Annotated in this window: 17 protein-coding genes; 8 read left to right on the top strand and 9 right to left on the bottom strand. The window is 69.3% G+C overall.

The features are described 5' to 3' along the window. The first annotated feature begins 251 nt into the window (after positions 1-251). The 8 genes from AC1PMG_RS07865 (at position 252) to AC1PMG_RS07830 (ending at position 7,389) form a co-directional block, all read left to right on the top strand. Positions 252-1,238, top strand: coding sequence for a PhoH family protein (locus AC1PMG_RS07865; RefSeq protein WP_481111225.1), 987 nt, complete (start codon positions 252-254; stop codon positions 1,236-1,238). Further along, positions 1,235-1,801, top strand: a complete 567-nt coding sequence (locus tag AC1PMG_RS07860; RefSeq protein ID WP_481111224.1) for a hypothetical protein — start codon at positions 1,235-1,237, stop codon at positions 1,799-1,801. The genes AC1PMG_RS07865 and AC1PMG_RS07860 overlap by 4 nt, the downstream gene beginning before the upstream one ends. 106 nt (positions 1,802-1,907) lie before the next feature. Then, on the top strand, positions 1,908-2,795 hold the full coding sequence (locus tag AC1PMG_RS07855) for a hypothetical protein (protein WP_481111223.1): 888 nt from the start codon (positions 1,908-1,910) through the stop codon (positions 2,793-2,795). A gap of 53 nt (positions 2,796-2,848) precedes the next feature. Continuing rightward, positions 2,849-3,334 (top strand): rRNA maturation RNase YbeY, encoded by a 486-nt coding sequence (gene ybeY, locus AC1PMG_RS07850; RefSeq protein WP_481111222.1) that lies wholly within the window; start codon positions 2,849-2,851, stop codon positions 3,332-3,334. A gap of 104 nt (positions 3,335-3,438) precedes the next feature. Next, complete coding sequence (locus AC1PMG_RS07845; RefSeq protein WP_481111221.1) at positions 3,439-4,059, top strand: hypothetical protein; 621 nt, start codon at positions 3,439-3,441, stop codon at positions 4,057-4,059. Between the two features lie 111 nt (positions 4,060-4,170). Further along, positions 4,171-5,052 (top strand): HlyC/CorC family transporter, encoded by an 882-nt coding sequence (locus tag AC1PMG_RS07840; protein ID WP_267101400.1) that lies wholly within the window; start codon positions 4,171-4,173, stop codon positions 5,050-5,052. 20 nt (positions 5,053-5,072) lie between these two features. After that, positions 5,073-6,344: a lipoprotein N-acyltransferase Lnb domain-containing protein gene (locus AC1PMG_RS07835; protein ID WP_481111639.1), complete on the top strand. Its 1,272-nt coding sequence runs from the start codon at positions 5,073-5,075 to the stop codon at positions 6,342-6,344. Between the two features lie 49 nt (positions 6,345-6,393). Beyond that, positions 6,394-7,389 carry a magnesium and cobalt transport protein CorA gene (locus AC1PMG_RS07830; RefSeq protein WP_481111220.1) on the top strand — a complete coding sequence of 332 codons (996 nt, stop codon included), beginning with the start codon at positions 6,394-6,396 and terminating at the stop codon, positions 7,387-7,389. A gap of 142 nt (positions 7,390-7,531) precedes the next feature. On the opposite strand, the gene AC1PMG_RS07825 is transcribed toward AC1PMG_RS07830, so the two are convergent. The 9 genes from AC1PMG_RS07825 to AC1PMG_RS07785 all read right to left on the bottom strand — a co-directional run bounded on the left by AC1PMG_RS07825 (position 7,532) and on the right by AC1PMG_RS07785 (position 19,711). After that, entirely contained in the window at positions 7,532-8,896 is a 1,365-nt protein-coding gene (locus tag AC1PMG_RS07825) for an NAD-dependent succinate-semialdehyde dehydrogenase (RefSeq protein ID WP_481111219.1), read from the bottom strand. A gap of 208 nt (positions 8,897-9,104) precedes the next feature. Beyond that, positions 9,105-9,956 (bottom strand): ABC transporter permease subunit, encoded by an 852-nt coding sequence (locus AC1PMG_RS07820; RefSeq protein WP_481111218.1) that lies wholly within the window; start codon positions 9,954-9,956, stop codon positions 9,105-9,107. Then, positions 9,953-10,915, bottom strand: a complete 963-nt coding sequence (locus tag AC1PMG_RS07815; RefSeq protein WP_481111217.1) for an ABC transporter permease subunit — start codon at positions 10,913-10,915, stop codon at positions 9,953-9,955. The genes AC1PMG_RS07820 and AC1PMG_RS07815 overlap by 4 nt, the downstream gene beginning before the upstream one ends. After that, positions 10,912-12,054: an ABC transporter ATP-binding protein gene (locus tag AC1PMG_RS07810; protein ID WP_342072163.1), complete on the bottom strand. Its 1,143-nt coding sequence runs from the start codon at positions 12,052-12,054 to the stop codon at positions 10,912-10,914. The genes AC1PMG_RS07815 and AC1PMG_RS07810 overlap by 4 nt, the downstream gene beginning before the upstream one ends. A gap of 159 nt (positions 12,055-12,213) precedes the next feature. Further along, positions 12,214-13,716: an efflux transporter outer membrane subunit gene (locus AC1PMG_RS07805; protein ID WP_481111638.1), complete on the bottom strand. Its 1,503-nt coding sequence runs from the start codon at positions 13,714-13,716 to the stop codon at positions 12,214-12,216. A 13-nt stretch (positions 13,717-13,729) separates the two neighbouring features. Beyond that, positions 13,730-15,307: a DHA2 family efflux MFS transporter permease subunit gene (locus tag AC1PMG_RS07800; protein ID WP_481111216.1), complete on the bottom strand. Its 1,578-nt coding sequence runs from the start codon at positions 15,305-15,307 to the stop codon at positions 13,730-13,732. Then, positions 15,304-16,572 (bottom strand): HlyD family secretion protein, encoded by a 1,269-nt coding sequence (locus tag AC1PMG_RS07795; RefSeq protein WP_481111215.1) that lies wholly within the window; start codon positions 16,570-16,572, stop codon positions 15,304-15,306. The genes AC1PMG_RS07800 and AC1PMG_RS07795 overlap by 4 nt, the downstream gene beginning before the upstream one ends. A gap of 561 nt (positions 16,573-17,133) precedes the next feature. Then, complete coding sequence (locus AC1PMG_RS07790; RefSeq protein ID WP_342072166.1) at positions 17,134-18,255, bottom strand: polyamine ABC transporter substrate-binding protein; 1,122 nt, start codon at positions 18,253-18,255, stop codon at positions 17,134-17,136. 91 nt (positions 18,256-18,346) lie between these two features. Further along, complete coding sequence (locus tag AC1PMG_RS07785; RefSeq protein WP_481111214.1) at positions 18,347-19,711, bottom strand: aspartate aminotransferase family protein; 1,365 nt, start codon at positions 19,709-19,711, stop codon at positions 18,347-18,349. Positions 19,712-20,336 lie beyond the last annotated feature (625 nt).

Genomic DNA, 20,336 nt, shown 5'->3' with positions numbered 1-20,336 from the left:
TGTCCACAGGCTTTTGGACAATCGATCCACATGCATTGTGGACAACGTTGCCATTGCCGCGGCGCGGAGGTCCGGGCGGCGGCGCGGCACTTGCACTTGCGGATCCGCAAGGCGTACATTGACCGCACCGACATGCCGCCGCCGATGCCGACGCCGTCGCCGCGCGCCCTTCACTGGCCCGGCTACGCGCCGCGCGCTACCCTTTGCGCCCCTCTTTTTTTCGACGTCGCCGCCGGCGGCGCGCGCCCGCCATGACCACCCCTGCGCAACGCGACTTCACCCTGGACCCCGCCGACACCGAACGCCTGGCCAACCTGGCCGGCCCGTTCGATGCGCACCTGCGGCAGATCGAACTGCGCCTGGGCGTGGAGATCTCCAACCGCGGCAACGTGTACCGGGTGACCGGGCCGGAGCAGGCGGTGGCGGCGGCCGAGCGGCTGCTGCAGGCGCTGTACGCCGAGGCCGAGCACGTCGCCTTCGACGACCAGGAAATCCACCTGCGGCTCAACCAGTCCAACGTCGACCAGGTGACGCAGCGCGCCTACCAGCCGCAGGACGTGGCGATCAAGGTCAGGCGCGGCACGGTGCGCGGACGCGGCGCCAACCAGGCCAAGTACCTGCACCAGATCGCCACCCACGACATCAACTTCGGCATCGGGCCGGCCGGCACCGGCAAGACCTTCCTGGCCGTGGCCAGCGCGGTGGAAGCGCTGAACGAATCGCGGGTGCAGCGCCTGATCCTGGTGCGCCCGGCGGTGGAGGCCGGCGAGAAACTGGGCTTCCTGCCCGGCGACCTCACCCAGAAGGTCGATCCCTACCTGCGCCCGCTGTACGACGCGCTGTACGAGATGCTGGGCGTGGAGAAGGTGGTCAAGCTGCTGGAGAAGAACGTCATCGAGATCGCACCGCTGGCCTACATGCGCGGGCGCACCCTCAACGATGCCTACGTGATCCTGGACGAGGCGCAGAACACCACCATCGAGCAGATGAAGATGTTCCTGACCCGGCTCGGCTTCGGCAGCACCGCGGTGGTCACCGGCGACCTGACCCAGATCGACCTGCCCAAGCACGTCAAGTCCGGCCTGCGCGATGCCGTCGAGGTGCTGCACGAGGTGGACGGGGTCAGCTTCACGTTCTTCGAGGCGCGCGACGTGGTCCGGCATCCGCTGGTGGCGCGCATCGTCAACGCCTACGAGAAGCGCGACGTGGTCGACCGCGCCAGCGGCCCGTCCGCATGATCCGGCCCTGGCCCGGCCTGCTGGCAGCGCTGCTTTGCGTGGCCGGCGGCGCCAGCAGCCAGCCGCAGGATCCGCCGCCGGCGCAGGACCCGGCACCGCAGCGCATCTCCCTGGCGCAATCGCTGACCCCGCCGTGCCTATCGATCGTCCAGGACACGGCCAGCATGGGACTGCCGCGCGACGTCCTCGAGCGCGCCGCGGCGATCGCCCGCACTTCGCCGACCGCGCCGCGCGACGACGAGGCGCAACGCCTGGCCTGGATCGCCGGCACCCGCGCGCAAGCGCTGCTCAATGCGGCCGAGACCGTCGGCGCGACGCGCGACCGCTTCGGCTGCAACGCGCTGGCCTACGCAAAGGTGCCGGCGGACAGTCTCTACCTCGTCGGCCAACTGCTCGAACGCGGCCAGGCCGCGGTGTGGCTGCCCGCGTCGGGGCGCTTCGCCGCCACGGTGGAAATCCGTCGCGACAATCCGCAGTGCCAGCGAGGCCCGATGGGTAGCCTGGCCTACCGCATCGACGACGAAAAAACTCCGCTGCTGTTCCTGGTCGCGTGCGTGACCTGAGCCTGCTTCCGCGCACCTGCCGCGGTACTCGATAGCAACCGCGCAGGCGCCACATCGCAGTGACCGACGTACACTGCGATGCTGTTGCCGTACACGGGGAGGTGCCATGTTCCAGCGAGCGTCGTTGTCCGCCTGTCTGCTCTGGCCGATCCTGGCCACTTGCGCCGCGCCAGCGGCTGCCGCCGCGGCCGCGCCGCCCGCATCCACGCCGGCGCGGCCCTTCGTCGAAACCAGCTACGTGGTCGCTCCCGACACGGTGGGCGACTTCAGCCTGCGCAGCAGCAAGTACGACCCGGCCGCCAAGGCCGCCGGCGCCGGCTTCCTCTACGTGCTGAACGGTCATCCGGAACTGACCATCAACGTGTTCGTCTATCCCGCCGGACAAAAGGAATCGGCGCGCGCCATCGCCGACGGCATGGCGGGCTTCCGCGCCGATCTGGCCGCAGCGGTCTCCGGCGGCACCTACGCGGAACTGCACGAACTGGGCGCGCAGCGGTTCGTACTGGGCGACGTGGCCGAACCCGCACCGAAGGCCGCCAGCGCCCTGGACAAGGCGCTGGTCGCGGCGATCGCCGAGGCCCAACGTGTGCCCGGAGAAAAGCTGCGGATGGAATTGCGCCTCGACCCGGAGGACGCACCGGCCCGCTCCAACGGCTACCTGTTCTACAAACAGCTCTACTACTTCAAGGTGCGCGTGTCGGCCGCTGCGCAGGACATCGGACCGGATGTCTTCGACACCCTCGCCGACCAGGCGGCGCGCGCGCTCGTGCCCGCCATCCAGGTGACCAATGTCGGCGGCTGCGCGACACCGACCATCCAGATCGACCCGAACGGCAAGCCGGAACAGGCGGCACTGCAGCTCGTCCGCCAGAGCGCCCTCTACCAGGGCTTCAACTGCAGCAAATCCGCCGCGGACGCCGGCATCGATCGCACCACAGGCAATGCCGCTGTGATCGAGATCGCCTACGACGCCGGCGACTGGGCTTCGCCCTGAGCGTGCGTTAGCGCGATACTGTGGCCCCCACCGCTGCACCCGGCCGTTCCGCCATGACCAAAGGTCCCGTCCGCCTCGATGTCGGCGTCAGCTACGCCCTGCCCCGCGCCGGGCTGCCGGCGGCGCCGAGCTTCCGCAAGTGGGTCGCCGCGGCACTGAAGGGCCGCATCCGCGAGGCCGACCTGGCGATCCGCCTGGTCGACGACCGCGAAGGCCGCGCCCTCAACCTGCACTACCGCGGCAAGGACTACGCCACCAACGTGCTCAGCTTCCCGGCCGAATTGCCGGAGGGGCTGCCGAAGGGCATGAAGCTGCCGCTGCTCGGCGACCTGGTGATTTGCGCACCCGTGGTGGCGCGCGAAGCCGTCGAACAGGACAAGCCGCTCAGCGCGCACTACGCGCACCTGACCGTGCACGGCGTGCTGCACCTGCTCGGCTGGGACCACGAGGACGACAAGGAAGCCGAGGCGATGGAGCAACTGGAGCGCGAGATCCTCGCCGATCTCGGCGTGTCCGACCCCTACGCCGGCGAACGTTGATCCGGCGACAACGGCTTGCCCCGCGCTGGTCAAGCGCAGGCGCCGGCGGTAACGTGGCCGCGCGGCGATCGCCGCAGCCCCGCTTTTCTTCGAGGTTCCGTGCGTTGATCCGTCCTTCGCTCGTCCTGCTCGCGCTCGCCTGCGTCGCTCCGGCGGCGGCGACCGCCACGCCATCCGCGCCACCCGCTGCGGCGCCTGCCGTCCCCGCGGCTACCGATCCGTCCGTCGACCTGCCGGCCCTGCTGGAATGCCGCCAGCACGTGGCCGACTTCGCCGCGCTGGCGCCGCTGCTGGCCGATCCGCTGAAGGCGGTCGCGCACGGCTGGCGGCCGCTGCCGCAGTCCAACCTGTTCATGACCGAGTACGCGCTGACCCGGCCGATCCAGGTGTTCGGCTACAGCAGCGAGCGCATCGCCTTCTCCGGCGCCAGCGTGATGGCGATCCTGGACCTGCCCGACCCGCGGCCGCTGGCCAAGCGCCTGAATCTGGAAGCGGCGGTGGACACCCCGGAGAAGGCCATGTTCGGCCGTGAAGTGCTCAGCCGCGACGTGCACGATCCCAAGACCGGCGAGCCGATGATCGAGTCGATCATCCTCAGCGTGTCCACGGTGAAATCGCACCCCGGCAAGACCCTGGCCGGCTGCAGCTACAGCCTGGACCTGCCCGAGGAGCCGGGCGCGGCACCGGCACCGGACGCCCTGCATACGCCGCCCAAGGGCGGCTGAATCCGCGGTGGCGGGCCTACCGGTGCGGGCCGCCGACGTCGCGATGCTGTCGCGACCGCCCTGCTAGACTTGCGGTTACCGCCCGTTCGACCGGGCGCCTACCCACAGAACATGTCAGAAGACGGACCGAGTAGTACCTCCCCGGAATCCCACGAAAAACGTCGCGGCTGGCTGGAACGCCTGACCTCGGTGTTCTCCGGCGACCCGCACACCCGCGACGATCTGGTCGAGGTGCTGCGCGACGCGCAGCACGATGGCCTGATCGCCGCCGACACGCTGCGCATGATGGAGGGCGCGCTGTCGGTCTCCGAACTCACCGTCGGCGACGTGATGGTCTCGCGCGCGCAGATGGTGTCGCTGCCGGTGGAGTCGCGCTTCCTCGACCTGATGAAGCAGGTGGTCGAATCCGGCCACTCGCGCTTCCCGGTGCATGGCGAGAACAAGGACGACATCCTCGGCATCCTGCTGGCCAAGGACCTGCTGCGCGGCGTGGTCGCCGACCACGGTCCCGGCACGGTGCGCGAACTGCTGCGTCCGGCGGTGCTGATTCCCGAGTCGAAGAAGCTCAACGTGCTGCTCAAGGAGTTCCGGCTCTCGCGCAACCACATGGCGATCGTGGTCGACGAGTACGGCGGCGTGGCCGGGCTGGTGACCATCGAGGACGTGCTGGAGCAGATCGTCGGCGACATCGACGACGAGCACGACGACGCCGAGGACGAGGCCTCGCTGATCGCGGCGCAGGCCGACGGCCAGTACGTGGTGGATGCGCTGACCCCGATCGAGGATTTCAACGAGCGCTTCGGCGCCGACTTCCCGGACGACGACTACGACACCGTCGGCGGGCTGGTCACCGAGGCGATCGGGCACCTGCCCGAGACCGGCGAGGAACTGACCCTTGGGCGGTTCGCGTTCCGCGTGGCGCGGGCCGACGCGCGCCGGGTGCAGGCCTTCCACGTCACCATCCTGCCGCCTCCCGCGCAGGACGGCGCTTGAGCACGCACCGCGTGCCGCGCATGCGCGCGGCCTGCTGGCTGGGAATGCTGCTGGCCCTGTGGACCGGGCTGGCGGTCGCGCAGGCCGCGCCTGCGGATCCGGCGGCACCGCCGCCGCTGGCCGCAGCGGCGCCCGCAGTGCCCGACGCGGCTGCGACCACCGCCGCCGGCGCCAACGACCCCGCACCACGCATCGGCGTGGCGACGATGCAGCCCGGCGAAGTGTTCTTCGAGCGCTTCGGCCATGACGCCATCGTGGTGCTCGACCCGCGCACGGGCCAGGCGACCTCGTACAACTTCGGTTTCTTCGACCCCAGCGAACCGGGCTTCGTCGGTCGCTTCGCCGCCGGCGACATGCGCTACTACCTGGTCGCGCTGCCGCTGCAGGAGGATCTGGAGCAGTACCGCGAGGCCGGCCGCGGCGTGGATATCCAGTGGCTGGACCTGGCGCCCGCGCAGGCGCGTGCGCTGCAGCAGGCGCTGGCCTGGCGCGCGCGCCCGGAAAACGCGCGCTACCGCTACGACTACTACACCGCCAACTGCGCCACGATGGTCCGCGACGCGCTGGACCGGGCCATGGGCGGCGCGCTGCATGCGCAGCTGTCCGGCCGCTCGCGCGGCAACACCTACCGCAGCGAATCGGTGCGCCTGGCCTCGCCGGCACCGTGGATGTGGCTGGGCTTCGACCTGGGCCTGGGCCCGTACGCCGACAAGCCGCTGTCGCGCTGGGAAGAGGCGTTCGTGCCGATGCGCCTGGCCGAGAGCCTGAGCGAGGTGCGCAACAGCGAAGGCCGCCCGCTGGTGCAGGCGCGCCAGCAGTTGCTGCCGCAGCGGCTGCCGCCGGAACCGCCGGAACAGCTGCGGCACTGGTGGCCGTGGCTGCTGGTCGGGCTGGCCGCGGCGGCGGGCGTGCTGGCGCTGGGCCGCCGCCCGCGCTGGCTGGCCGCGCTGGCGCTGCCGTTCTGGCTGCTGTGCGCGCTCGGCGGCGCGGTCCTGCTGTACCTGTGGGGCTTCAGCGAGCATCGCGCCGCCTGGGGCAACCGCAACCTGCTGCTGCTGGATCCGCTGTGCCTGCCACTGCTGGTCGGCGGTCTTGCGGTGCTGCGCGGGCGCCGCCCCGGACGCTGGTTCGATGTGCTGCTGTGGCTGGTGGTGGCGCTGGCCGGCGCCGCGCTGCTGATCCATTGGCTGTCGATGCTGCAGCCGCAGTTCAACCTGCAATGGATCGCATTGCTGCTGCCGGTGCACGCGGCGCTGGCCTGGGCGCTCACCCGCCCTCGCCCGCAGCCCTGATACCGTCACGCCACTCGCCACGCGCGCCTCCGCCGAACACGATCCTGCCATGGCCTCCGCGACCGCCAATCCCGCCTGCGTCATCAACTGCGTGCACTACGACGGCCACGGCCGCCGCCACGACATCTCCCTGGAGCAGATCAGCGACGTGCTGGCCGGCCACGACGACGGCTTCGTCTGGGTCGGCATGTACGAACCCGGCGACGCGGTGCTGCAGCAGCTCAAGGAAGAGTTCCAGCTGCACGAACTGGCGATCGAGGACACCCGCAAGGCGCACCAGCGACCGAAGGTCGAGGCCTTCGGCAACTCGCTGTTCCTGGCGGTGCACACCGCGCAGGTGATCGACGAGCGCATCGTCTACGGCGAAACCCACGCCTTCCTCGGCGCGCGCTTCCTGCTGACCGTGCGCCATGGCGCCTCGCTGCCCTACGCGCCGGTGCGCGAGCGGCTGGAACGCGAGGCCTCGCTGATGAAACTGGGCCCGTCCTATGCGCTCTACGCGGTGCTGGACTATGTGGTGGACAACTACCAGCCGATCCTCGACGCCTTCCGGCAGAGCCTGGAACGGCTGGAGGCCGACATCTTCGCCGAGTCGTACCGCCGCGACACCGCCATCCGCCTGTACGAACTCAAGCGCGAACTCAACCAGATGCGCCTGGCGGTGGCGCCGCTGCAGGACGTGCTGGCGCACCTCAAGCGCCACCCCGGCCCGCTGATCGCCGAAGAAGTGCGCCTGTACGTGCGCGACGTGCTCGACCATGCCGTGCGCACCAACGACGCCATCGACACCCTGCGCGAGATGCTGGGCACCGCGCTGAGCGTGAACCTGTCGCTGGTCACCCTGGCCCAGGGCGAGACGGTCAAACGCCTCGGCGCCTGGGCCGCCCTGCTCGCCGCCCCGACCCTGATCACCAGTTGGTACGGCATGAACTTCAAGCAGATGCCGGAACTGGAATGGCCCTGGGCCTACCCGCTGATGGTCGGCGGCGTCGCCGCGGTCTGCGTGGCGCTGTATGTGGCGTTCAAGCGGGCGAGGTGGCTGTGAAGCCGGGATTGGAGATTGGGGATTGGGGATTCGTTGAAGCGGTGCGCTGCGCCTGATGGTTTAACGCCTGGGTTGCAAGGGGTACATCGGCGAAGGGGATCCGCATTTGCGAATCCCCAATCCCGACTTCCCAATCCCCGCCTCACCCAACATACACCGACTTGATGTTCATGAACTCATGGATGCCATGCTCGGCCAGTTCGCGGCCGAAGCCGGAGCGCTTGATGCCGCCGAACGGCAGGCGCACGTCGCTCTTGACGATGGCGTTGACGAAGGCGGCGCCGCACTGCAGTTGGCAGGCCACGCGCTCGCCACGGGCAGGGTCGGCGGTCCAGACGCTGCCGCCGAGGCCGAAGGTGGTGTCGTTGGCCACGCGCACCGCCTCTGCTTCGTCGGCCACGCGCAGAATTGCGGCAACCGGGCCGAACAGTTCCTCGTCGTAGGCCGGCATGCCTGGCGCCACGTGGTCGAGGATCGACGCCGGATAGCCGGCGTGGCTGTCGCGCTCGGGTTCGCAACCGAGCAGCGGTTTGGCGCCCTTCGCGATGCTGGCCTGCACCTGCTTGTGCAGTTCGTCGCGCAGGTCCTGGCGCGCCATCGGCGCCAGCGTGGTCGCCTCGTCCTGCGGGTCGCCGAGGCGACGCTCGGCGGCGGCGGCCACGAAGCGGCGCACGAATTCGTCGGCGATCGCCTCCACCACCACGAAGCGCTTGGCCGCGATGCAGGTCTGCCCGGCGTTGTCGAAGCGCGACTTCACCGCTGCGGCGACGGTGGCGTCGAGGTCGGCGTCGTCCAGCACCACGAAGGCGTCGCTGCCGCCCAGCTCCATCACGCACTTCTTCAACTGCCCGCCGGCATTGGCGGCGATGGAGCGGCCGGCGCGCTCGCTGCCGGTCAGGGTGACCGCGGCCACGCGCGCATCGCGCAGCACCTCGGCGGCCTGGTCGTTGTCGATGTGCAGCACGTCGAACACCCCGTCCGGCACGCCGGCGTCGGCCAGCACCTTGCGGATCGCGTCGGCGCAGCGCGGCACGTTGCTGGCGTGCTTGAGCAGGGCGACGTTGCCGGCCATCAGCGCTGGCGCCAGAAAGCGGAACACCTGCCAGATCGGGAAGTTCCATGGCATCACCGCCAGCACGCAGCCCAGCGGTTCGTAGCGCACGTAGCTGCGCTGCGCATCGGTGGCCACGGCCTGCTCGCGCAGGTAGTCCGCCGCATGCTCGGCGTAGTAGTCGCAGGCGGCGGCGCACTTGTCGAGTTCGGCCAGGGCCTCCTTGCGCAGCTTGCCCATTTCCGCGGTCATCACCCGCTGGATCGCGTCGCGCTGTTCGCGCAGCTGCGCACCGACCTTGCGCAGCAGCGCGCCGCGCTGCTCCAGCGGCGTCGCCGCCCAACCCGGGAACGCCTGCGCCGCAGCGGCCAGGCGCTGTTCGACGGCGGCGGCATCCATCAGCTCGAGACTGTATTCGACCTGGCCGTTGGCCGGATTGACGGTGTCGTAAGGCATCGCGCGGACTCCTGGAAAAATGTGCAATCAGCCTAGCGCTGTGGACGTTGCGGCGACGTGGCGATGCTGTCGAATGCGATGGCTCACAGTGTTCCGCGAGGCCCGTAGGAGCGGCTCTCGGCCCCTTTCGGGATTAGCTACGACGGGGCCTTTACCGGCAATGCCCAATCGCGGCTAAAGCCGCTCCTACATGGAGCGACGTCACGCCCTAGCCGGCTTGCTGCTGGGCAAGCTGGATATCGCGCTGGCGGCGCTTTTCGCTGCGCGCCATCAGCCACCAGCCGACGACGGCGGCGATCGACACCGCCAGCACCATCAGCGTGGCCAGTGCGTTGATCTTGGGCTTCAGGCCCATGCGCACCGAGGAGAACACGGTCATCGGCAGCGTGGTCGAATCCGGGCCGGCGACGAAGTTGGCGATCACCACGTCGTCCAGCGACAGGGTGAACGCCAGCAGCCAGCCCGACACCAGCGCCGGGGCGATGATCGGCACGGTGATCAGGAAGAACACCTTGAGCCGGTTGGCGCCCAGATCCATCGCCGCTTCTTCCAGCGAACGGTCCAGTTCCTGCAGGCGCGAGGACACCACCACGGTGACGAAGGACAGGGTGAAGGTGACATGCGCGGCCCAGATCGCCATCACGCCCTTGGGCGGGATGCCGAGCACGCCGCCCATCGACACCAGCATCATCATGATCGACAGGCCGATGATCACCTCCGGCATCACCAGCGGCGCGGTCACCAGCGCGCCGAACAGGCTCTTGCTGGGAAAGCGGCGGAAGCGGGTCATCGCCATCGCCGCCAGCGTGCCGAGCACCATCGACGCGGTGGCGGTCCAGAACGCCACCTTCAGGCTGATCCACGCCGCCTGCAGGATCTGCCGGTCGCGCAGCAGTTCGCCGTACCACTTGGTGGAGAAGCCGGCCCACACCGTCGCCAGCTTGGAGGCGTTGAACGAATACACCATCAACAGCAGGATCGGCAGGTACAGGAAGGCAAAGCCGGCGCCCAGCACCGTCCACCGCAATACCCTGCCCATGCCGCCGCGCGCGCCGCTCATGCCTGCCCGCCTTCGAGCTGGCGCTGCTGGTAGCGGTTGAAGATCAGGATCGGCACCATCAGCAGCGCCAGCATCGCGATCGCCACCGCCGAGGCGGTCGGCCAGTCGCGGTTGTTGAAGAACTCGCCCCACAGCACCCGGCCGATCATCAGCGTGTCCGGGCCGCCGAGCATCTCCGGGATCACGAACTCGCCCACCGCCGGAATCATCACCAGCATGCAGCCGGCGACGATGCCCGGCCGCGACAGCGGCAGGGTCACGGTCAGGAACGCCTTCCACGGCGGCGCGCCAAGATCGTAGGCGGCCTCGAGCAGGCGCTGGTCGAGCTTGACCAGGGTCGCGTACAGCGGCAGCACCATGAACGGCAGGTAGCAGTAGACGATGCCGATGTAGGCGGCGACAGGGGTGTAGAGGATGTGCAGCGGCGCATCGATCACGCCCAGCGCCAGCAGCGCCCGGTTGAGCACGCCGTTGCTGTCGAGGATGCCGATCCAGGCGTAGACGCGGATCAGGAACGAGGTCCACGACGGCAGCACCACCAGCATCATCGCGATGTTGCGCGCCGACGGCGACAGCCGCGCGATCGCGTAGGCCATCGGGTAGCCGATCAGCAGGGTCAGCGCGGTGGAGATGCCGGCGATCTTGATCGACCCCCAGTAGGCCTCGATGTACTGGTGGTCGCGCAGCAGCGCCAGGTAGTTCTGCAGGGTCAGCTTCAGCGTCAGCACGCCGTCGCGGACCTGCAGCAGCTCGCTGTACGGCGGGCTGCGGATCGCCTGTTCGGCGAAGGAGATGCGCAGCACGATCAGGAACGGGATCGCGAAGAACAGCAGCAGCCACAGGTACGGCGCGGCGATCACCAGCCAGCGCAGCGCCGGCAGCGAGCCCAGGCGCAACCGCTGCTGCAGGCGCAGCCGCGGCGTCGGTTGCGGCGGCACCGGGACGACGGGCGCGCTCATGCGGTCAGCACCACGCCGTCGTTGTCGTCCCACGACACCCATACCGTGTCGCCCCAGGTCATGCCTTCGCTGTCCCAGCGCTTCTGGTTGGCGAAGTTGGACTGCACGCGGATGCCGCTGGGCAGGCGCACGTGGAAGATCGAGTGGCTGCCGAAATAGGCGATGTCCTCGATGGTGCCAGGCGCCTTGTTGTAGGTCTGCTCGGGTTCGCCCTTGGTGATCCAGACCTTTTCCGGACGCACCGCGAACGCCACCTCCTGCCCTTCCACGCCGGTGATGCCGTGGCTGATGTAGATCGGCACCGGGAACTGCGGGCAGAGCACGGTCACGTGATCGGGGTGGTCCTCGCCGATGCGGCCCTCGAACATGTTCACCGAGCCGATGAACTCGGCGACGAAACGGCTGTTCGGCGACTCGTAGATGTCGCCCGGCGTGCCGACCTGGCGGATGCGGCCATGCTCCATCAGCGCGATGCGCGTGGCCATGGTCATCGCCTCCTCCTGGTCGTGGGTGACCATCACGCAGGTCACCCCCGAGGTCTCGATGATCGAGACCAGTTCCAGTTGCATCTGCGAGCGCAGCTTCTTGTCCAGCGCGCCCATCGGCTCGTCCAGCAGCAGCAGTTTCGGCCGCTTGGCCAGCGAGCGCGCCAGCGCCACGCGCTGCTGCTGGCCGCCGGAGAGCTGGTGCGGCTTGCGCTTGCCGAGCGTGCCCAGCCGTACCAGCTCCAGCATCTCGCCGACGCGGCTGGCGATGGCGCTGCGCGACAGGCCGTCCTGCTTCAGCCCGAAGGCGATGTTCTGCTCCACGCTCATGTGCGGGAACAGCGCATAGGACTGGAACATCATGTTGAGCGGGCGCTGGTACGGCGGCAGCCCATCCAGCGGCTGGCCGTCGAGCACGATGCGGCCGCGGCTGGGCTGCTCGAACCCACCCAGGCAGCGCAGCAGCGTCGACTTGCCGCTGCCGGAACCGCCCAGCAGCGCGAAGATCTCGCCCTGGCCGATATCCAGGTCGATGTCGTCCAGCGCGACGAACCCGTCGAATTCCTTGCGCAGGCCGGCGATGGACACATAGCCGGCACCCTTGGCCGGCGGCGGTGCCGGCAGATGGTCGGTTCTCGCTTCGCTCAACGCCATCGGTGATTCCCCATGAAGCACGCCGTCGTGCGGAGCGCCGCTGCGGCGGCGACCGCGGCGCGGTGAGCCTCAGTGTAGCCGTGGGGGGCCGCGTCGGCGATACCGTGGAAGCGCGGGATTCGGGAGTCGGGATTGGGGATTCGTCAAAGCAGCGCGCGCTTACTGCGCGGTGGCTGGCGCTGGCGCGGACGCCGGCGCTTCCGGTGCCGCCCAGCCCAGGCCCAGGCTCTTCTGCAAGGCCACGTAGCGCAGCAGCAACTGGGTATGCGCCTGCAGCGCACTGTCCTGGGCCGAGGCCTGCTGGCGCTGCACGTCCAGCGCATCGATCAGCGACGAGGCGCCGGCGGCATAGCGTTGTTGCAGCAACGCTGCGGAACGATCGGCCGAGGCCGCGGCCTTGTCCGCCGCCAGCGCCTGCTGGCGCGCGGCGCCGAACCGCGCCAGGGCGCCGTTGGCATCCTGCAGCGCGGCCAGCACCGTGCCTTCGTAGGCGGCCAGCCGCGCGGCGTTGCCGGCGCGGGCCTGCTCGACCTTGGCGCGGGTGCCGCCGAAATCGAAGATCGACCAGCGCAGGAAGGGCGCCACCACGCTGTTGACGGCATCGCGGCCGAGATCGCCCGGCGAGGTCGCGGCCATGCCGATGTTGCCCAGCAGCGTGACCTGCGGGAAATACGCGGTCAGCGCTTCGCCGATCTTCGCCGACGAGGCGGCCAGCTGGCGCTCGGCGCGGCGCACGTCCGGGCGCCGGCGGATCAACGCGCCGGCATCGTCCACCGGCACCGTCGCCGGCAGCGTCGGCAACGGCCGGTCGGCGGCCAGTTCGGCATCGAGCGCGCCGGGCTCGCGGCCGATCATCAGCGCCAACTGGTCCAGCGCCACCTGCGCCTGGGCCTGCAGGTCCGGGAGTACCGCTTCCTGTTGCTGCAGTTGCGCCTGCGCGCGTTCCACCTGCAGGTCGGCGTCGGCGCCGCGCTCGCGGCGCTGCCGGGTCAGTTGCAGGGTCTGCCGGGCAGCCTCCAGGTTGCGCTGGGCCACGGCCATGCGCGCACGCGTGCTGCGGTAGCCCAGGTAGGCCTGCCCCACTTCGGCGGCGATCTGCACCTGCGCGTCGGCGAGGTCGGCCTCGTCGGCCTGGGCATCGGCCAGTGCGCCCTCGCTGGCGCGGCGGCGGCGGCCGAAGAAATCCAGTTCCCAGCTGGCATCGATGCCGACGCTGTAGAGCTGCGCGCGCGGATCGATCTCCACCGGCTGGCCGGTGCCGGCGGCGATGCTGCCCAGGCGGTCGGTCAGCGCATCCGGCGCGCGCGCGTTGAGATAGGCGGCCGTCGCCCCGACGCTGGGCAACTGCTCGGCGTGGCGCTGGTCGACCAGCGCGCGCGAGGCGCGCAGGCGCGCCTGCGCCACGCGCAGGTTCGGGCTGTGCTGCAGGGCCTGCTCGACCAGCATGGTCAATTGCGGATCCTGCAGGGTGTCCCACCAGCGCTGCGGCGGCGGTGCCGGCACCACGCCGGCGGCGGCGGCCGTGGCATCGGCGCGGTGCAGCCGCGGCGGCGCCAGCGCCGCCTCGGCCACCGGCGGCGGCTTCACGTAGTCCGGGCCGAGCATGCAGGCCGACAGCAGCGAGGGCAGCGCGGCGGCGACGAGAACGCGGGAGAAACGCAGGGCCATGGAATCCTCAATGCATCGCGAGCGGAGCGCCGCCCTTGGGCAGCGGCTTGAGCAGGAACGCCAGCGGGATCGTGCAGACCACGATCACCCCGAAGATCCAGAACAGGTCGTTGTAGGTCATCACCAGCGCCTGCTGCTGCACCAGCCGCGCCAGTTGCGCCAGCGACTGCATCGCCGCGCCAGCGCCGGACACCGACTGCAGTTGCGCGGCGATGCCGTGCAGGTAGTCCTGCGCCAGCGGCGAATTGGCGGTGGTGCCGCTGCCGAGCATCTGCGTATGGAACACCATGCGCCGCTCCTGGAAGGTGGAGATCAGCGCCAGGCCGATCGAGCCGCCCATGTTGCGCGCGGCATTGAACAAACCCGAGGCGTCGCCGGCCAGGTCCGGCGGCACCGAGGAGATCGCCGCCTGGTTGAGCGACATCATCGCCAGCGCCAGCCCGCAGCCCTGCAGCAGCTGCCCGGCGACGAAATGCATGCCCACCGACTCGGCGGTGAGGTGCATGTTGACGAAGCAGGCCGCGGCGAAGCAGCTCAACCCGCCGAGCACCAGCACGCGCACGTCCACCGTGGTCAGCAGCTTGGGCATCATCGGCATCAGCAGCACCGTGGGGATGCCCGACAGCAGCACCACGTAGCCGGACTGCTCGGTGTTGTAGCCGGAGATCACCGCCAGGAACTGCGGGATCATGTACATGACCCCGAACAGGATCATGCCCACCGCCATCACCATCACGAACACCGCGCCGAAACTGCGCTGCAGCAGGATCGACAGGCGGATCACCGGCTGCCGGCTGAAGAACTGCGAGGCCACCAGGGCGATGAAGCCGACCAGCGAGACCACGCTCAGCAGCACGATCTCGGTGGATTCGAACCAGCGCTCGCGCTGGCCTTCTTCCAGCACCACGGTCAGCGCGCCCAGGCCCGCGGTCAGGCCGAAGATGCCGAGCCAGTCCGCGTCCAGCAGCCCGCGCAGATACATGCGCTCGTGCGGCAGCCCGAGCAGCAGCAGCGCCACCAGGCCGGCGCAGACCGGCACGTTGAGGAAGAACGCGTAGTGCCAGCTGACGTTCTCGGTGAGCCAGCCGCCCAGCAGCGGCCCGATCACCGGGCCCAGGATCACGGTCATGCCGAACAGCGCCGTGCCCAGGGTCTGCTGCGCCGGCGGCAGCCGCGTGGCGACGATGGTCAGCGCCGTGGGGATCAGCGCGCCGCCGGCGAAGCCCTGGCCGACACGGCCGAGGATCATCATGGTCAGGCTGTTGGACAGCCCGCACACCACCGAGAAGAAGGTGAACAGCAGCGCGCAGATCAGCAGGAAGTTGCGCAGCCCGAGGGTGCGCACGAACCAGCCGGTCAGCGGGATCATCACGATCTCGGCGACCAGGTAGGAGGTCGAGATCCAGGTGCCCTCGGTGCCGCTGGCGCCGACCTCGCCCTGGATGGTCGGCAACGCGGCGTTGACGATGGAGATGTCCAGCGTCGCCATGAACGAGCCGATGGTGCCGGCGGCCACCGCCAGCCAGGCCCCGGTGTCGGCCTTTTGCGACGCCTGCGCGCCAGCCGCCGCGGCCGCTTCGCTCACGGGGTGCGCCCGCGCGGGGCGACGGCATCCTGGCCCTGCGCGTCCTCTTCCTCCACGCGCTCCTTGGCGTCCTTGGCGCTGCGCGTATCGACGGTCACCGTCACCGACATGCCCGGCACCAGCACCTTGCGCGCCTCGGCGCCGGCCTTGAGACGGATGCGCACCGGCACCCGCTGCACCACCTTGGTGAAGTTGCCGGTGGCGTTCTCCGGCGGCAGCAGCGCGAACTGCGACCCGGTGCCCGGGGCGATGCTCTCGACCACGCCGTCCAGTTCCACCCCGGACAGCGCGTCGACCTCGATCCGCGCCGGCTGCCCCGGCCGCATCAGCCCGACCTGGGTTTCCTTGAAGTTGGCGCTCAGGTACAGCGCGTCCACCGGCACCACGCTCATCAACCGGGTGCCGGCCGCGACGAACTGGCCGACCTGCACGGTCTTGTCGCCGATGCGGCCGGCGATGCGCGCGGTCAGGCGGGTGTCCTCCACCGCCACCTGCGCCTGCGCGGCGTCGGCCTGCGCCTGCACCAGCCCGGCGCGGGCCTGGTCGAGCTTGGCGCTGGTGCCCTGCACCTGGCTCTCGGCGGCGACGACCTGGGCCTTGGCCGCGTCGAACTGCGCCTGCGCGCGGTCGCGGTCGTGGACGATGCTTTCGTAGTGTTCGTGCGTGTCGGCGCCGGACGCGGCCAGCGGCCCGAAGCGCTTGGCCTCGCCCTGGGCGAAGCGCAGGCTGGCGGCGGCGGCAGTGACCTGGGTGCGCGCCTGCAGCAGGCTGGCGCGCTGCGCCTGCAGCCCGGCCTCGGCGGCGGCGATGTCGGCCTGGCGTACCGCGATCGCCGCCTGCGCCTGCTCCAGGGTGGCGCGATAGGTGCGCGGGTCGATCTCCAGCAGCGGCTGCCCGGCGGTCACGCTCTGGTTGTCGCGCACGTACACCGCGGTCACGTAGCCGTTGACCCGCGGCGCCACCGCCACCGTATCGGCCTGCAGATAGGCGTTGTTGGTCTCCTGCAGGTAGCGGCCGGTGGTGAGGTAATAGATCAGCCACACCACCAGGCCGATCACCACCAGCAGGCCGATCAGCAGCAGGGTCCATTTGACCTTGGGGTTCTTCAGCGGCGACGGGGTGTCGGACTTGCCGTCGTCGGCTTGGCCCTTGCCGTCATGGCCCTTGTCGTCCCGGGGCGAGCCGGACTGGCCCTGGCCGGCATGGGCGTCGCGCGCGGCGCCCTGCCGCGGCGCCTGTGAGGAGTCTGGGTCGTGGTTGCTCAAGTCGCTGATTCCTGGGGAGAGGAAGAACGTCGCCGGGTCGGAACGGCGACGCCACCAAACGGTAGCGTACGCCGGCCGGCGCATTATTTGTACCGGTGAGTACAGAGTGTGTGAGCATCGCGTGGCGGTGGCGCTGCAGCGTCGCCGCGATGGCGGGCGCTGTGCAGCGCCAGACCCGGCCGCCTGGGTCGAGGGAGCGATGACCCCGCTCTCTCATCCCGATGGGGGAGCGATGTGTCGGAGCGTCCTTCAGCGGCGCGACGGGGCGCGATCGGGAAGGCCCGTCGCGGCTGAAGCCGCTCCTACGGGAGAGGGTGTTGCCGGCTCCGATCTCAAACGGGAGAGCGTGCCGGCGCGGTGCCTGCGTGCACCGGTAAAAGGGGTAGGAGCGGCTTCAGCCGCGACGAGCGAAGACACGATGCGTCCTGGGCGGCATGACGTCGGGACTGAAGTCCCTCCCACAACAGCCGCTTACGCTTACCCTGGTCGCTCGGGCAAGCGCAGCGCGATAGCGGTCCGGGGCAACCCGCAAAGCCTTACCCGGACCGCAACACCACCGGCTCAGCGGCCGGTCTTGATCTCCGTCCACAGGCGGGTGTACAGCTTGTCCACCTCGGGCGGGTTGATCGAATAGGTGAACATCTTCGCGGCCACTTCCGGCGGCGGATAGATGGTGGGATCGTTGCGGATCGCCGCGTCCACCAGCGGGGTCGCCTGCGGCACCGGGTTGGCGTAGTGGATGAAGTCGGTATTGGCCGCGGCCACCTTGGGCGTCAGCAGGTAGTTGATGAACGCGTAGGCGTTCTCCGGATGCTTGGCGTCCTTGGGAATGGCCAGCATGTCGAACCACTGCGGCGCGCCTTCCTTGGGAATCGAATAGGCCACGTGCACGCCGTTCTTGGCTTCCTCGGCGCGGTCGCGGGCCTGGATGATGTCGCCGGACCAGCCCACCGCCAGGCAGGTACTGCCGTTGGCCAGCGAGGTCACGTACTGCGAGGAGTGGAAGTTCTGCACATACGGGCGGATGCGCTTGATCAGCGCCGCGGCCTGCTCGATCTTGGCCGGGTCGGTGCTGTGCGGATCCTCGCCCAGGTAGTGCAGTGCGATCGGGATCAGGTCCGAGGGCGTGTCCAGCAGGGTCACGCCGCAGTCCTTGAGCTTGGACAGATTCTCCGGCTTGAACACCAGGTCCCAGCTGTTGGCGATGTCGGTGCTGCCGAACGCGGCCTTGACCTTGTCCACGTTGTAGCCGATGCCGGTGGTGCCGACCATGTACGGCACGCCGTACTTGTTGCCCGGGTCCTGCTGCGCGATGCGCTGCATGATCTGCGGATCGAGATTGGCCAGGTTCGGGATCTTGCTCTTGTCCAGCGGCAGGAACACGCCGGCCTGGATCTGCCGGCCGAAGAAGTTCAGCGTCGGCACCACCACGTCGTAGCCGCTGCCGCCGGCCAGCAGCTTGGTCTCCACCATCTCGTCGCTGTCGAAGACGTCGTAGGTGACCTTGATGCCGGACTGCTTCTCGAAGTCGGGAATCGTGTTCTCGGCGATGTAGTCCGAGTAGTTGTAGACGTTGAGGACCTTCGCCTCGCCCTGCCCCGCCTTGTCCGCATCGCTGCCGGAGCCGCCGCAGCCGGCGAGCAGCGCCGTGGCCAGGGAAAGAGTGAGCAGTCGCAAGGTCATGGCAGGTCTCCGCAGGTCCATGGGCAAGAGGGGGAGGATCGGCGCCGCGCGCCGGATCCGGGGTGGACGTTCCAGACTACCCAGCGCCGGGCTATTTGCCCAGCGCCTGGGCCGTATCCTCCAGCGCCAGCCAGGCCTTGTCGAACAGTTCGTCGACCTGGGCACGGCTGAGGATCAGCGGCGGCGACAGCAGCATCGCATCGTTGGTGGCGCGCAGGATCAGGCCGCGGCGCAGCGCATTGTCGCGGCACAATGCGCCGACCTTGCCGCGCTCGGGGAAGTAGTGCCGCCGCGGCTTGTCCGGCACCAGTTCCAGCGCGCCGATCATGCCGACGATGCGCGCCTCGCCCACCAGCCGGTGCTCGCCCAGCTCGGCCCAGCGTTGCGCCAGGTACGGCGCGATCTCGCTGCGCGCGCGTTCGACGATGCCCTCGTCCTGCAGCAGGCGCAGGTTCTCCAGCGCCACCGCCGCGCACACCGGGTGCCCGGAATAGGTGCAGCCATGCGCCAACTCGCCGCCCTGCTCCTTCAGCACCGTGGCCACGCGCGTGCCGAACATGGCCGCGCCGAGCGGGATGTAGCCGGACGTGATGCCCTTGGCGATGGTCATCACGTCCGGCTGGAAGCCGAAGTGCTGCGATCCGAACCATTCGCCGGTGCGGCCGAAGCCGCAGATCACCTCGTCGGCGACCAGCAGCACGTCGTAGCGGCGGCAGATGCGCTCGATCTCCGGCCAGTAGCTGCGCGGCGGGATGTACACGCCGATCGCGCCCATGATCGGCTCGCCGATGAACGCGGCCACCCGCTCCGGCCCCAGTTCCAGGATCTTGTCCTCCAGCCGCCGCGCGGCCAGCAGCCCGTACTCGTCCGGATCCATGTCGCAGCCGTCGCCGAAGCCATATGGCGGATCGATGTGGTGGATGTCGGGGATCGGCAGGCCGCCCTGGCGGTGCATGCCCTTCATCCCACCGAGGCTGGCACCGGCCATGGTGGTGCCGTGGTAGCCGTCGTGGCGGCCGATGAAGATGGTCTTCTGCGGCTGGTCCTGCACGGCCCAGAAGTGCCGCACCAGGCGCAGGATGGTGTCGTTGGCCTCGGAGCCGGAGTTGGTGAAGAAGGCATGGTCGAGGTCGCCCGGCGCCAGTTCGGCGAGCTTGGCGGCCAGGCGGATGGTCGGTTCGGTGGTGCACTGGAAGAAGCTGTTGTAGTACGCCAGCTGTTCCATCTGCCGCGCGGCGGCCTGGCCCAGTTCCTTGCGCCCGTAGCCGACGTTGACGCACCACAGGCCGGCGAAGGCATCCAGCAACTGGTTGCCGTCGGCATCCCAGACGTAGGCGCCGTCGCCGCGGGTGAGGATGCGGGTGCCTTTCTGCGCCAGGGCGGCGTTGTCGTTGAACGGGTGCAGGTGGTGCGCGGCATCCAGGTCCTGCAGGGCGCGCGTGTCGATCCGGTCCATGTCCACTCCAATGTCGGTACCAAGGCCGCTACCGCGGCCAAGCTTTGCTCTTGCTGTTGCTGCTGCTCTTGCTGTTGCTGTTGTTGCCTTTGCCTTTGCCGTTGCTTTTGATTTACCGGGTTCCCTTCCGAAGCGGCGGCCGGCCTGGGGAAAAACCCCGAAGGGGCGGCGCACATGGACGTGCGCCGTTCGCGGCAGGGGCAGGATGCCCCTTCCGCGAATCCCCGGGTTGGACGCGGACCCGGAGCGCGTTAGCGCGGAGGGCGCGAGGCAGGGTGTGCTTTCTTTTGGTTACTTTTCTTTGCACAAGCAAAGAAAAGTGACTCGCCGCCAGGCGAAAGCTTTGCTCTTGCACCTGCTCCTACGGCGGCCGCCGCTGGATTGTAGGAGCGGCTTCAGCCGCGACAGCGAAAGTCCATTGTGGCTGTCGCGGCTAAAGCCGCTCCTACAGTTCACTTCATCTGATGCGTCAGTCAAAAGCAAAGGCTTTCGCCCTTTCGGGCGAGTTACTTTTCTTTGCTCGCGCAAAGAAAAGGTAACCAAAAGAAAGCGCGCCCTGCCTTCGCGCCCTCCGCGCTGCGCGCTCCGGGTCCGCGTCCATCACGGGGATCCGCGGAAGGGGCAT

This window comes from Xanthomonas sp. NCPPB 2250 (assembly GCF_056725265.1).
This window is presented reverse-complemented; position numbering and strand designations above follow the sequence as displayed.

What these genes read in the sequence shown, in the direction of transcription:
- AC1PMG_RS07820 (WP_481111218.1), bottom strand. Translation starts at nt 9,956, where the DNA reads ATGAGCGGCGCGCGCGGCGGCATGGGCAGGGTATTGCGGTGGACGGTG.
- AC1PMG_RS07860 (WP_481111224.1), top strand. Translation starts at nt 1,235, where the DNA reads ATGATCCGGCCCTGGCCCGGCCTGCTGGCAGCGCTGCTTTGCGTGGCC.
- AC1PMG_RS07855 (WP_481111223.1), top strand. Translation starts at nt 1,908, where the DNA reads ATGTTCCAGCGAGCGTCGTTGTCCGCCTGTCTGCTCTGGCCGATCCTG.
- AC1PMG_RS07790 (WP_342072166.1), bottom strand. Translation starts at nt 18,255, where the DNA reads ATGACCTTGCGACTGCTCACTCTTTCCCTGGCCACGGCGCTGCTCGCC.
- AC1PMG_RS07865 (WP_481111225.1), top strand. Translation starts at nt 252, where the DNA reads ATGACCACCCCTGCGCAACGCGACTTCACCCTGGACCCCGCCGACACC.
- AC1PMG_RS07830 (WP_481111220.1), top strand. Translation starts at nt 6,394, where the DNA reads ATGGCCTCCGCGACCGCCAATCCCGCCTGCGTCATCAACTGCGTGCAC.
- AC1PMG_RS07810 (WP_342072163.1), bottom strand. Translation starts at nt 12,054, where the DNA reads ATGGCGTTGAGCGAAGCGAGAACCGACCATCTGCCGGCACCGCCGCCG.
- AC1PMG_RS07815 (WP_481111217.1), bottom strand. Translation starts at nt 10,915, where the DNA reads ATGAGCGCGCCCGTCGTCCCGGTGCCGCCGCAACCGACGCCGCGGCTG.
- AC1PMG_RS07785 (WP_481111214.1), bottom strand. Translation starts at nt 19,711, where the DNA reads ATGGACCGGATCGACACGCGCGCCCTGCAGGACCTGGATGCCGCGCAC.
- ybeY (WP_481111222.1), top strand. Translation starts at nt 2,849, where the DNA reads ATGACCAAAGGTCCCGTCCGCCTCGATGTCGGCGTCAGCTACGCCCTG.
- AC1PMG_RS07825 (WP_481111219.1), bottom strand. Translation starts at nt 8,896, where the DNA reads ATGCCTTACGACACCGTCAATCCGGCCAACGGCCAGGTCGAATACAGT.
- AC1PMG_RS07835 (WP_481111639.1), top strand. Translation starts at nt 5,073, where the DNA reads ATGCGCGCGGCCTGCTGGCTGGGAATGCTGCTGGCCCTGTGGACCGGG.
- AC1PMG_RS07840 (WP_267101400.1), top strand. Translation starts at nt 4,171, where the DNA reads ATGTCAGAAGACGGACCGAGTAGTACCTCCCCGGAATCCCACGAAAAA.